The organism is Azospirillum sp. Marseille-Q6669, from assembly GCF_965111635.1.
The window spans coordinates 271920-283991 of sequence record NZ_CBCOOP010000004.1; the positions used below are offsets into that span (position 1 = coordinate 271920).

Sequence of the window (12072 nt, forward strand, 5' to 3'; positions counted from 1 at the left end):
ACATGACCAGCATCCGCACCGATTTTCCCCGCTCCACCCCCGAACAGGTCGCGGCCTTCGCGACGATCGGCGCCGCCACCGTCCATGAGGCGCTGGGCCGCCGCGGCGCCGTCGATTCGGCGATCAAGCCGATCTGGCCGGGCTTGCGCATCGTCGGGGCCGCCTTCCCGCTGAAGACCCAGCCGGGCGACAACCTGACCCTCCACGCCGCGATGAAGCTGGCCCGTCCGGGCGACGTGCTCGTGGTGGACGCCGGCGACTACCCCGAGCAGGGCTCGTTCGGCGACGTGATGGCGACCTCCGCCCAGTCGCTGGGGCTCGCCGGTCTGGTGACCAACGGCGGCGTCCGCGACGCCGCGGCGATCCGCGACATCGGCTTCCCGATCTTCTCTCGCGCCATCTCCATCAAGGGAACGGTGAAGGCGACGCTGGGGCCGATCGCCCAGCCTATCGTCGTGGGCGGCGTCACGGTCCATCCAGGCGACCTGATCGTCGGCGACGACGACGGGCTCGTCGTCGTTCCGCTGGCCGAGGTCGAGGCCGTCCTGGCGGCGTCGCGCGCCCGGCTGGAGAAGGAGGAGCGGCTGCGCGCCGAACTCCAGAGCGGCAAGACCACCTGGGACATCGGCAATTACGACGCGCTCCTGGCCCAGACCGGCCAGAGCCTGCAAGCGTGAACGGGAGGATCCGAGCGATGCCTGTAAAGAAGACGACGGCTGCCGCTCCCGCCGCCGAGAGCGTGTCCTGGCTGCGCCTGCCCGCGCCGCCGCAGGACGACCGCACCGACGCCCTGTTCGAGCATTCGGTGTCCGTCCGCGGCTACATCCGCAACACCCAGTCGGTGCTGGCGCACATTCCGGCGCTGGTCCTGGCGCAGGAAGCGCTCAGCCGGTCGGTGACCGTCGATTTCACGGACGGGCTGACGGGCCGCGAGCGCGAACTGATCGCGCTCGCCGTCAGCGTGCAGAACCGCTGCGAGCCCTGCGTCTGGGGGCACGCCGCCAAGCTGCGCGAGATCACCGGCCACCCCCGCTTCGTCGGGCTGGTCGAGGTGAACTACCGCCGCGCCGACCTGACGCCGCGCGAACGGGCCATCGTCGATTACGCAGTGCTGATCACCGAGCGGCCCTGGACCATCGAGCCGGCGGACCTCGGCGGTCTGCGCGCGGCGGGCCTGTCGGAGCGCGAGATTTTGGAGGCCGCGGCCATCGCCGCCTACTTCAACTTCTCCAACCGGGTGAACAGCGCGCTGGGCGTCCATCCCAATCCCGAACCGTTCGACGCCAACCGCTGACGAAAGACGAAGGACCGTCATGGCCCGCCCTCCGCTCTCCACACTCGACCGGCGCTCCTTCCTGACCGCCGCCCTGACCGCGACGGCTGCGGCCACCCTGGCCGGGGTCGCCGCCCCGGAGGCACGGGCCGCGGCGCCCGCCTCCTGGCCGACGCAGCCGGTGCGGCTGGTCGTTCCCTTCCCGCCCGGCGGCGGCACCGACCTGCTGGCCCGCGCGCTGGCCGACCGGCTGTCGAAGCTTCATCCGCAGCCCTTCGTGGTCGAGAACCGGCCCGGCGCCGGGGCGGCGGTCGGCACCGACTACGTCGCCAAGTCCACCGACGGCCACACCTTCCTGTTCGCCTCGTCGAACCATGTGACGGTGCCGGCGCTGTCCACGGCGGTGCGCTACGACATCTTCAAGGACTTCAAATCGGTGGTCCTGGTCGCCGATCAGGCCAGCGTGCTCGCCGTCGATCCGGAACTGCCCGGCAAGGATGCCGCGGAGGTCCTCGCCCACATCAAGGCCAACCCCGGCACGTACAATTACGGCACGGCGGGCATCGGGTCGGGCCAGCATCTCAGCACCGCCTTCCTCCAGCAGCTCACCGGAATCGACATCGTCCATGTGCCGCTGAAGGGCCAGGGGGAAATCATCTCGGAACTGCTGGGCAAGCGCATCCAGGCGGGATTCCTGGTGCTGTCCACGGCCCTGCCCTACTTCCGGTCCGGCCAGATCCGGCCCCTGGCCGTGGCGCTGCCGGAGCGCAGCCCCTTCGCGCCGGAGATCCCGACCTTCGGCGAAGCCGGGTTGAAGGACTTCGCCGCCCGCTCCTGGCTCGGCCTGCTGGCGCCGGCGGCGACGCCGACGGCGGTCGTGGACCGGCTGCACGCCGACATCGTGGGCTTCGCCAAGGACAAGGACTACGTCGCCATCACCGAAAAGGCGGGGATGGCCCTGGTCAACGAGGGCCCCGCAGCCTTCGACGCGGAGATCGCCGCCGGCTACGCGCAGTGGAAGCAGGTGATCCAGACCGCCGGCATCAAGCCGAGCTGAGGGGAACGATGACCGATCCGAAAATCGCCGGGGAGCTGGCCGCCTATTCCGACCGGCTGCTCGGCCTACTCGACCCCGCCATCGTCCGCCGCGTCGAGATCGACCGGCCCGACGCCGCGATCATCGAGCGCTATCTCGCCCTGCCCGACCTGACCTCCCAGGTCGCCGACATACTCGACGGGCTGGGCTACGACAGCGCGGTTCCCCGGCGGCGCCTGCCGCCGCTGGAGGGTGGGCGGCGCGTGGCGGGCCCCGCCGTCACGGCGAGGCAGATTCCGGCGGCGCGCGCGCCGGGCTTCGCCATCGCCTCCGGCCACCGGCCGAAGGGCGGCGGCATCGACCAGATCACCCTGACCCGGCGCGGCGACGTCTTCGTCATCGACGCCGGCGGGGTGGCCGAGGCGTCGAGCTTCGGCGGCATCCTGGCCACAGCGTCGGTCGTCGCCGGTCTGGCCGGCATCGTCGTCGACGGGGCGGTGCGCGACAGCGCCAGCATCAGGGCCGGCGGCCTCGCCGTCTGGTCGGCGGGCGTCACGCCGCGCACCGGCAAGCACCGGCTGGAGCTGGCGGAGTTCAACGGGCCGGTCACCATCGCCGGCATCCAGGTGCATCCCGGCGATCTGGTGCTGGGCGACGACGACGGGCTGATCTTCGTGCCCGCCGCGCTGATCCTGGAGGTCATCGAACGGGCGGAGGCGGCGGCCGGCCGGGAAAGCGCGCTGCTCGGCGCCTTGTCCTCCGGCGGATCGGCGCGCGACGCCGCGGCAATCCTGCACCCCAGCAAATGGTGAACGGCATGGCCAATCCCATCCCCCGCATCGGGATCATCGGCTTCGGCGAGGTCGGATCGAGCTTCGCACGGGGCCTGATCGCTGCCGGGGCGGGCGACATCATCGCCTACGACGCGCCGCCCGGCCCGACCGAGCGCCGCCTCGCCCTGCGCCGGGCCGACGAATTGAGGCTCGCCCTCGCCGTCGATCCGGCGGCTCTCGCCGACCGGGAGATTCTCATTTCCAGCGTGACGCAGGACGCGGCGGACAACGCCGCCGCCACCGTGGCGCCGCACGTCGCGGCGGACGCGATCTACGCCGACGTGAACTCATTGTCGCCGGAGGTGAAGGCCGCGGTCGGCGGGCGGCTGGACGCCGTTCCCGGACGCTTCGTCGACGTCGCGATCATGGGCGCGCCGGCGTCCGATCTGCACCGCGTGCCCCTGCTGGCCGCGGGGAGGCGGGCGGTGGAGCTTGCCGCGCGGCTGGCCCCCTTCGGGACCGGCATCCGCGTCGTCGGGCCGGAGCCGGGCCGGGCGGCGGCGGTGAAGATCCTGCGCAGCATCCTCACCAAGGGGTTGGAGACCCTGCTGGTCGAGGCGCTGACCGCCGCGCGGCGCCACGGGGTGGAGGCGGAGGTTCTGGGCGGCTTCCTGGAGCTGTTCGAGCGGCGTCCCGCGCTGGACTTCGTCGAATTCCTGGTGCGCTCCGACACCGTCCATTCCGGACGCCGCGCCCTGGAGGCCGCGCAGTCCGCCGACACCGTCGCCGCGGTCGGGCTGGAGCCGGCGATGAGCCGCGCGGTGGCGGCCCGCCTGTCGCAGCTCGCCGGGCTCGGCCTCAAGGAACGCCTGGGCGGGGTGCCACCCGCGACCCTGTCCGACGCGGTGACCCTGTTCGACGAGGCGCTCGGGCGCCGGCCTTCCACGGAGCGGTCGCATGGCATCGAACATCCGCAGAACTGAGGAACTGGCGTCCGGCCTCGCGCTGGCCGCCCTGGGCGCGGCGGCCGGCGCCTTCATCGTCGCCAGCTACCCGCTGGGCACGGCGCGCCAGCTCGGCCCGGGGGCGATGCCCGCCCTGGTGGCGCTGATCCTCGTCCTGCTGGGCGGCGTCATCGCCGTCCGGGGCCTGTGGGAGCGGAGCAACGGCGCGGGGATCGACCTGCGCGCCGCGTTGCGGCCCGCCGGGCTGATCCTGGGGGCCATCCTGCTGTTCGGCGGGCTTGTGGACGGGCTGGGCGTGGTTCCGGCCAGCGCCGTCGCGGTGATCGGCTCGGCTCTGGCCAGCCGCCGGACGCGCAAGCGGGAGATCGCCGCGCTGGCGGCGGTTCTCGCCGTCGCCGTGCCGGCCCTGTTCGTCGGGATTCTTGGCATGCCGCTGAAGATCTGGCCGACACTGTAAGAAAGAGGATCAACCGGCGTCATGATGGATTCGCTCGGGGGGATCGCGCACGGGCTGTCGATCGCGGCCTCTCCCGCCAACCTGCTGTACTGCTTCGCCGGGGCGCTGCTCGGCACCTTCGTCGGCGTCCTGCCGGGGGTGGGGCCGCTGCTGACCATCGCGCTCCTGCTGCCCTTCACCTTCTCGCTGGAGCCGACCGGCGCGCTGATCATGCTGGCCGGCATCTATTACGGCGCCCAGTATGGCGGCTCGACCACCTCGATCCTGCTCAACATGCCGGGAGAGACCTCGTCGGTGGTGACCTGCATCGACGGGCACGCCATGGCGCGCCAGGGGCGCGGCGGGCCGGCCCTGGCGGTGGCCGCCATCGGCTCCTTCGTCGCGGGCACGCTGTCGACCGGGATCGTCGCCTTCTTCGCGCCGGTCCTGGCCGGTGTCGCCATCCGCTTCGGTCCGGCCGACTATTTCTCGCTGATGGTCCTCGGGCTGGTCGGCGCCATCGTTCTGGCGCAGGGGTCCTTCGTCAAGGCGCTGGCGATGATCGTCCTCGGGCTGCTCTTCGGCCTCGTCGGAACCGACGTCAACAGCGGGGAGCAGCGCCTGACCTTCGGCATCCAGGCCCTGGCGGACGGCATCGGTTTCGTCCCGGTGGCGCTGGGCGTCTTCGGCATCGGCGAGATCATCCGCATCCTGATCGGGCAGGAGCGCGACGGCGGACGGGTCATCCCGCACGGCTCCCTGATGCCGAGCCGGCAGGACCTGTGCTCCTCCTCCGGCGCCATCGCGCGGGGATCGGTGATCGGGTCGGCGCTGGGGCTGCTGCCCGGCGGTGGCGCGGCGCTGGCCGCCTTCGCCTCCTACACCGTGGAAAAGAAGCTGGCGCGCGACCCCTCGCGCTTCGGGCGCGGCGCCATCGAAGGGGTGGCGGGTCCGGAATCGGCCAACAACGCGGCGGCGCAGACCTCCTTCATTCCCTTGCTCACCCTCGGGCTTCCGTCGAACGCGGTCATGGCGCTGATGATCGGCGCGCTGATGCTGCACGGCATCACTCCCGGCCCCCGCATCATGCAGGCCGAGCCGGACCTGTTCTGGGGCGTGGTCGCCAGCATGTGGATCGGCAACGCCATGCTGATCGTGCTGAACCTGCCGCTGGTCGGGCTGTGGGTGCGCCTGCTGCGCGTGCCCTACCGCTTCCTCTACCCCACCATCGTGCTAGTCAGCTGCATTGGCGTCTACGGCGTGTCGAACAGCGCCTTCGACCTCGTGACGACGGCCGCCTTCGGGCTCCTCGGCTGGGTCCTGCAGGCCCTGCGCTTCGAGCCGGCGCCGCTGCTCCTGGGCTTCGTGCTGGGACCGATGATGGAGGAGAATCTGCGGCGCGCCATGATCCTGTCGCGCGGCGATCCGACCGTTTTCCTGCGCGAGCCGATCAGCCTCGCGCTGCTGGTCCTGACCGGCGTTCTGCTGGCCGCCATCATCCTCCCCACCGTCCGCCGGAACCGCGAGCGCGTGTTCGCGGAATGACCGGCGGTCGGTGCGGGCGCAGCCCTGACGTCAGGGCTGCGGTGCCGAGCCGATGAAGGCCGAGGCGCGCTCGCCCCACCGCTCATGCGGGTAGTAGTCCCAGACGGCGTGGTGCTGGGTGGCCCAGTTGTCCCAGAAGACCAGGGAGTTGGGGCGCCAGTGGATGCGCGTCTGGAAGGCCAGGTTCTTTTCGATGTGGCGGAACAGCAGGCCCAGGATGGCGTCGCTCTCGCTGCGGGTGAGCTGGACGATGTGGCTGGTGAAGGCCTCGTTGACGAACAGGTACTTGCGCCCGGTCAGATGATGGCGCGCCACCACCGGGTGCTCGGTGGACGGGAAGGCCTGGCCCGGCTGCGGCGTGGCGCCGTAACCCGCCGTCCAGGCCTTGCCCCCGTCATGGACGGCGGTCAGGCCGTCGAGCAGCGCCTTGACCTTCTCCGACAGCGATTCGTAGGCCAGATACATGTTGGCGAAGGCGGTGTCGCCGCCGATCTCCGGCTGCCGGGTGACGCGCAGGAAGGAGCCCCAGATGGGTTCGGGATCGCAGGTCACGTCGGAATGCCACGCGTCGCCGGCGGTGTAGCGGGCTTCGGGTCCGGTGCGCCAGGCCAGGATCTCCGGATCGTGGTCGTTCGACGACAATTGCCGCGCGCCCCCCAGCACATGGCGGTGCAGCGTGCCGAAGTGGCGGGCGAAGCGCTTGTGGTCCTCCGCGGTGATCTTCTGGTCGCGGAACACCAGCACCAGATGGTCGGCGATGGCCTTGCGGATGTCGGCCAACTGCGCGTCGCTCAGCGGCCTGGACAGGTCCACGCCCTCGACCTCGGCCCCCAGGATGGGCGACAGCGGGCGCACCGCGATGCTGCCGTAGCTTGGGCGCTCGCGGCGGCTCCAGTCGGCGATGGCGGTCTTGTCGTGGAAATCGCGGTAGAAGCTCATGATGGTTCCCTCAAATTTCATAGGCGAACGGAAGCTCCGCCGCGGTGAAGAACTCGCGGTGGATTTCCTTGCGCAAAGCGATGAAGTCGGGGCTCGACCGGTCGCGCGGGCGCGGCAGCCGGACCGGGAGTCTCTTGCGGATGGTGCCGGGTCGCGACGACATGACCACCACCTCGTCGCCGAGGTAGACGGCCTCGTCGATGTCGTGGGTGACGAGGATCATGGTCGTGCGCTGCGCCTCCCAGATGCGCAGGATCTCCTGCTGCATCTGGATCCGGGTCAGGGCGTCCAGCGCGCCGAACGGCTCGTCCAGCAGCAGCACCCGCGGCTGGTTGACGAGCGCACGGGCGATGGCAACGCGCTGGGCCATGCCGCCGGAGAGTTGGTGCGGGTGGGCCTTGGCGAAGCCCTCCAGCCCGACCAGTTCCAGATGCTCCCGCACCCGCCGGGCGACCTCCTCCTTGGGCAGGTTCTTCAGCCCGAAGGCGATGTTCTGCTCGACCGTCAGCCAGGGCAGCAGGCGGTGCTCCTGGAAGATCACCCCACGGTCGAGGCCGGGACCGCCGATGGGCCGCCCGTCGATCGTGACGGACCCGTCATAGCTGGTCTCCAGACCGGCGATGATGCGCAGAAGCGTGCTCTTGCCGCAGCCGGAACTGCCGACGATGCTGACGAAGCTCCCGCCCGGAACGTCGAGCCGGATGTCGCTGAGCGCCTGGACCGTTTCGGTCCTGAGCGGGCCGGTCTTCAGCGTGAAGGTTTTGGACAGCGGGCCGATGCGCAGGCTGGCGGCGCGGTCGGCGGCCCGTTCAGCGGTCCGGTCGGCGCCCGCCATGCGGGCAGCGGTGGCAACCATGGCGGTCAGCTCCCCGAGAAAGTGGTTTTCCAGGTGATCAGGCGGCGTTCGGCGGCGCGCAGCACGACGTCGAGCAGCTTGCCCATGGCGCCGATGGTGATCATGCCCACCAGAACCTGATCGGTCTGGCTCATCTGCCGGGCGTCCATGATGAGGTAGCCGAGGCCCGACGAGGCGGCGATCAGTTCGGCGGCGACCACGCAGATCCAGGCCACCATCAGCCCGACGCGCAGGCCGGTCATGATGTTCGGCAGCGCGCCCGGCAGGACGACCTGGAGGATGAAGCGGCGGCGCGTCACCTCCAGCACGCGCGCCAGCTCGACATGGCGGTGGTCGGTCTGGCGGATGCCGTCGATGGTGTTGACGAGAACGGGAAAGATGGCGCCGAGGAAGATGATGTAGACCTTCCCCGCCTCGCCGATGCCGAACCACAGGATGGCCAGCGGAATCCAGGCGATGGGCGGGATCGGCTTGGTCAGCTGGATGATCAGGTCGGTCAGCCGGTCCAGCGTCCGCGACAGTCCGATCCCGATGCCCAGCGGCAGGCCGACCAGCGCGGCGATGGCGAACCCCTCCAGAACGCGCAGCAGGCTGATGCCCAGGTGGCGGAACAGGTCGCCGCTGGCCGCCAGATCGACGAAGGCCTTGCCCACCCTGGTCGGCGGCGGCAGCAGGATGGGGCGGATGTAGCCCAGCGCGAACGCCGCCTGCCACGCCGCCAGCAGCGCCACGGGAAGCGCCACATACAGCGCCGCCCGCCCCAGGACGCCCGGCAGGACGCCGGCCAGGGCGCCCAGGCGGGAGCGCGCGGCCCCCGCCGTCAGCCCGGCCCGCTGCGCGGAACGCGCATCGGAAGCCAGTCCGGCGCTCATTTCAGCCCCGCCTCGTCCGCCGGCTTGCGGTTGAAGAAGGCGTCCACGTCCACCGCGGTCTTGATCAGGCCGTGGGCGCGCATGAATTGTTCGGTCTTCTTGACCTCGGCCACGTCGTCGTCGTGGATGGCCGGGTCGTAGTTCATCCGCTGCAGAACCTGGACCAGCAGGTCGGGCGCCAGATTGACGTCGCTGCTGATGAGTTCGGCGGCCTCCTTGGGATTGGCGGTGATGAACTCAGAGGCGCGCTTGTACGCCGTCAACAGTGCCTTCGCCTCCTCGGGCCGGTTCTTGAGGAAGCCGTTGTCGGCGACGATCAGCAGCAGGCCCTTCTTGATGCCGGTGCCGTCGGCCAGGACGCGGACCGCCTTCTGCGATTCGAAGCGGGTCAGGATCGGCTCCCACACCGCTCCGGCGTCGATGGTGCCGGCGATGATGGCCGGCGGGATCTCCGCCACCGGCAGGTTGATCAGCTCGACGTCGTTGAGCGTCAGGCCGCCCTGCTCCAGCACCAGCGCCAGCAGATGGTGGGCGTAGGACCCCTTGGTCACCGCCACCTTCCTGCCCTTCAGCTCCTTGGGCGAGGCGATGGGGGAGTCGCCGCCGACGATGACCGCCAAGCTCTTCGGACCGTCCGAGGTCAGGGCGATGGCGCTGGTGTCCAGCCCCGCCGCCTTGCCGACCAACGCCGGGGTGTCGCCGACGAAGCCCACATCCTGCTGGCCGGCGGCGAAGGATTCGTTGATCGGCGGACCGGCGGGGAAGAGCGACCATTTGACGGCCGCGTTCGGCGCCACCTTGGCCAACTCCTCGTCCAGCCACTTCTTCTGCTTGGCGACGAACAGGGGCGCATAGAGGGGAAAGGGCTGCGCGGCGATGCGCAGATCGTCGGCAGCGGCGGAGGTGGTGGCGGTTCCGGCCAGCCCGAGGCCGATGGCGGCCGCGACGGCCAAGGCGACAAATCTGGAAACGGCCATGGTCGATACCTCGCTTCATGCTGGGATTTTTGAGATCGGAGGTATGGGATTCAGGGGCACTGGCTTGGCTGTGCGTTGCCGGTTCCCGGATCGGCCCATTTCCCTATTATGAATGTGGATGTTCGTATTTCATTTAACACCTTCGAATGTCAATACGCCCTCGCGTTATGGGGGATTGCAAAGTGTGATTTTTTACAAAAACGCGAAATCAGCGTCGACGATTGATCCAAATCAACGAACACGGCCTGATTTGCCTAGCTGATAAGTAGCCTTATTCGAGCGGGCACTCCGCTCCGCTGCCTTGGCCGAAGGACGATCCGATGACGACGAAGACCCCTCATGCCGACGGCTTCCGCCGCTTCACGCTGACGCCCTACAACCCCTTCATCGGCGCCGTGGTTGACGGGATCGACCTGGGGGAGACCACCGGCGAGGAGGTCCGTGCCGACCTGCGCCGGGCGCTGGCCGAGTATGGCGTGCTGTTCTTCCGCGGCCAGACGCTGAGCCCGGAGCAGCAGGTCGATGTGGCCCGGATCTTCGGCGATCCCGACAAGGCCAAGGCCTATTTCAAGCGCCACGACTCGAACCGGCTCGTCGAACTGATCGAGTTCACGCCGGGGCAGCCGGGGTACGGCACCGATCAATGGCACGCCGATATTACATTTTCCGCCAACCCGCCCACCGGCACGGTCCTGCACGCGCGCGACGTGCCGTCCGTCGGCGGCGACACCGCCTGGGCCAGCGGAACCTACGTCTACGACCGCCTCGACCCGGCCTTGCGCGCCTATCTGGAAACGCTGGAGGCGGTGCACAGCATCGAGCACAGCGGCTGGCCCGAGTGGTTCCGCACCCAGCCCAACGGGGAGGAGTTGTACCGTCAGGCCCGCGCCGAGCATCTGCCGGTGGTGCACAAGGTCGTCCAGACCCATCCGGTCACGGGCCGCAAGCTGGTCTATGTCAGCCCGAACTTCACCCTGCGCATCCGCGGCCTGTCGCGCCAGCAGAGCGACGCGCTGCTGACCTTCCTGTTCGGGCTGTTCGAGAAGCCCGAAGCCCAGGCGCGCTGGCGCTGGCGGAACGGCGACGTGGCGATCTGGGACAACCGCGCCACCGTCCATTACGCGGTGACCGACTACACCGAGTACCGTCTGCTCCACCGGGTCACCTTCGGCGAGGACAAGGCATTCTGAGCGTCGGTTCTGACGTCCCGGCAGGGAATCGGGGATTCTCTCCATCCCGGCCATATTTAACATTTTTTGTATGCTGTATATGGTAAAATAATACACATATGCTCGCTTGGGCTGTTGCTTATTTCCCTTCTTAATATGTAGAGTTTATTCACCGGCGGACGACCGCGCCGCCGGGTGAAGACGGGGGAGATAAGCCACCATGAAGCAGTTCCTGCCTTCCATCGCCCTGCTCGCGCTGGCCACCCTGGCGCCGGTCTCCGCCGAGGCCGCCGGCAAGGTCGTCGTGGCCTACCAGACCGACGCGCTGCCGTCGTCGGTGGCCATCGCGAACGGGGACTTCGCCAAGGCGACCGGCAGCGAGATCGATTTCCGCAAATTCAATTCGGGCGCCGACATTTTCGCCGCCATCGCGTCGGGCGACGTCCAGGTCGGTTATGTCGGCTCAAGCCCCTTCGCCGCCGCGGTCAGCCGCGGCCTGGATGTGAAGGCCTTCTATCTCGCCAGCGCCTCCGGCACCGATGAGGCGCTGGTGGTCCGCAACGGCTCCGGAATCGAGACGCCCGCCGACCTGAAGGGCAAGAAGCTGGCCGCCGCTCCGGTCTCGACCGACCATTACCAGCTCCTCGCCGTGCTGAAGCAGGAGAAGCTGAGCGAGCGCGACGCCCAGGTCTTCGCCATTCCGCAGCCCGACATCGTCGCGGCCTGGAACCGCGGCGACCTGGACGCCGCCTTCGTCTGGGACCCCGCGCTGACCGAACTGAAGAAGACCGGCAAGGTTCTGCTGACCTCCCGGCAGGTGGCCGACCGCGGCGCCCCGACCTTCACCGCCTGGGTCGCCACCGCCGCCTTCGCCAAGGAGAACCCGGCCTTCCTGAAGAGCTTCGCCGGGGTGGTGGAGCGCTACAGCGTCTCCTTCCGCGACGACAAGACCGCCTGGGGGCCGGAATCGCAGAACGCCAAAACGCTGGCCGGTCTTCTCGGCGGCACGCCGTCCGATCAGGCGGCGGCACTGAACAACCTGTCGCTAATCCCGGCGAAGCAGCAGGCCACCAAGGACTGGCTGGACGGCGGCGAGAGCAGCGGCACCGCCCGAATCCTGAAGGAAACAGCCGAATTCCTGAAGGAGCAGAAAAAGGTCTCCACCGTGCTGCCCAGCTACGGCGGCTTCGTCACGGCGGATTACGTCAAGGCGCTGCCCTGAAGCGCGGCC

The 12072-nt window shown here is 69.4% G+C and carries 13 protein-coding genes; 9 read left to right on the plus strand and 4 right to left on the minus strand.

Going from position 1 to position 12072, the window contains the following annotated elements:
• Nucleotides 1–2 precede the first annotated feature (2 nt).
• The 7 genes from ACWPXE_RS22650 to ACWPXE_RS22680 are packed head-to-tail and all read left to right on the plus strand — an operon-like array spanning nt 3 to nt 6028.
• Nucleotides 3–677 (plus strand): 4-carboxy-4-hydroxy-2-oxoadipate aldolase/oxaloacetate decarboxylase, encoded by a 675-nt coding sequence (locus ACWPXE_RS22650; RefSeq protein ID WP_454019602.1) that lies wholly within the window; start codon nt 3–5, stop codon nt 675–677.
• Nucleotides 678–694: 17 nt separating this feature from the next.
• A complete protein-coding gene (locus ACWPXE_RS22655; protein ID WP_454019603.1) occupies nt 695–1294 on the plus strand; it encodes a peroxidase-related enzyme in 600 nt (199 codons plus the stop codon).
• Nucleotides 1295–1313: 19 nt separating this feature from the next.
• Complete coding sequence (locus ACWPXE_RS22660) at nt 1314–2330, plus strand: Bug family tripartite tricarboxylate transporter substrate binding protein (protein WP_454019604.1); 1017 nt, start codon at nt 1314–1316, stop codon at nt 2328–2330.
• Nucleotides 2331–2338: 8 nt separating this feature from the next.
• Nucleotides 2339–3121: an RraA family protein gene (locus ACWPXE_RS22665; RefSeq protein ID WP_454019605.1), complete on the plus strand. Its 783-nt coding sequence runs from the start codon at nt 2339–2341 to the stop codon at nt 3119–3121.
• 5 nt (nt 3122–3126) lie between these two features.
• The gene (locus tag ACWPXE_RS22670) at nt 3127–4065 is read left to right on the plus strand and encodes a DUF1932 domain-containing protein (RefSeq protein WP_454019606.1); all 939 of its coding nucleotides are present in this window, start codon (nt 3127–3129) and stop codon (nt 4063–4065) included.
• Entirely contained in the window at nt 4040–4504 is a 465-nt protein-coding gene (locus ACWPXE_RS22675; protein WP_454019607.1) for a tripartite tricarboxylate transporter TctB family protein, read from the plus strand. The genes ACWPXE_RS22670 and ACWPXE_RS22675 overlap by 26 nt, the downstream gene beginning before the upstream one ends.
• 21 nt (nt 4505–4525) lie before the next feature.
• Complete coding sequence (locus ACWPXE_RS22680; RefSeq protein WP_454019608.1) at nt 4526–6028, plus strand: tripartite tricarboxylate transporter permease; 1503 nt, start codon at nt 4526–4528, stop codon at nt 6026–6028.
• 30 nt (nt 6029–6058) lie between these two features.
• Here the strand turns inward: ACWPXE_RS22680 and ACWPXE_RS22685 are convergent, their stop codons facing one another.
• From ACWPXE_RS22685 to ACWPXE_RS22700, 4 genes are read right to left on the minus strand one after another with little or no spacing between them, the layout of a single operon-like run.
• The gene (locus tag ACWPXE_RS22685) at nt 6059–6967 is read right to left on the minus strand and encodes a TauD/TfdA dioxygenase family protein (protein ID WP_454019609.1); all 909 of its coding nucleotides are present in this window, start codon (nt 6965–6967) and stop codon (nt 6059–6061) included.
• Nucleotides 6968–6977: 10 nt separating this feature from the next.
• On the minus strand, nt 6978–7823 hold the full coding sequence (locus ACWPXE_RS22690) for an ABC transporter ATP-binding protein (protein WP_454019610.1): 846 nt from the start codon (nt 7821–7823) through the stop codon (nt 6978–6980).
• Nucleotides 7824–7828: 5 nt separating this feature from the next.
• Nucleotides 7829–8695: an ABC transporter permease gene (locus ACWPXE_RS22695; RefSeq protein WP_454019611.1), complete on the minus strand. Its 867-nt coding sequence runs from the start codon at nt 8693–8695 to the stop codon at nt 7829–7831.
• Nucleotides 8692–9672 carry an aliphatic sulfonate ABC transporter substrate-binding protein gene (locus tag ACWPXE_RS22700; protein ID WP_454019612.1) on the minus strand — a complete coding sequence of 327 codons (981 nt, stop codon included), beginning with the start codon at nt 9670–9672 and terminating at the stop codon, nt 8692–8694. Before ACWPXE_RS22700 ends, ACWPXE_RS22695 begins: the two co-directional genes overlap by 4 nt.
• Nucleotides 9673–9992: 320 nt before the next feature.
• Between ACWPXE_RS22700 and ACWPXE_RS22705 the strand changes: the two genes are divergently transcribed.
• Together ACWPXE_RS22705 and tauA are read left to right on the plus strand one after the other, a co-directional pair.
• On the plus strand, nt 9993–10862 hold the full coding sequence (locus tag ACWPXE_RS22705; RefSeq protein ID WP_454019613.1) for a TauD/TfdA dioxygenase family protein: 870 nt from the start codon (nt 9993–9995) through the stop codon (nt 10860–10862).
• Between the two features lie 199 nt (nt 10863–11061).
• Nucleotides 11062–12063: a taurine ABC transporter substrate-binding protein gene (gene tauA, locus ACWPXE_RS22710; RefSeq protein ID WP_454019614.1), complete on the plus strand. Its 1002-nt coding sequence runs from the start codon at nt 11062–11064 to the stop codon at nt 12061–12063.
• The last annotated feature ends 9 nt before the right edge of the window (nt 12064–12072 follow it).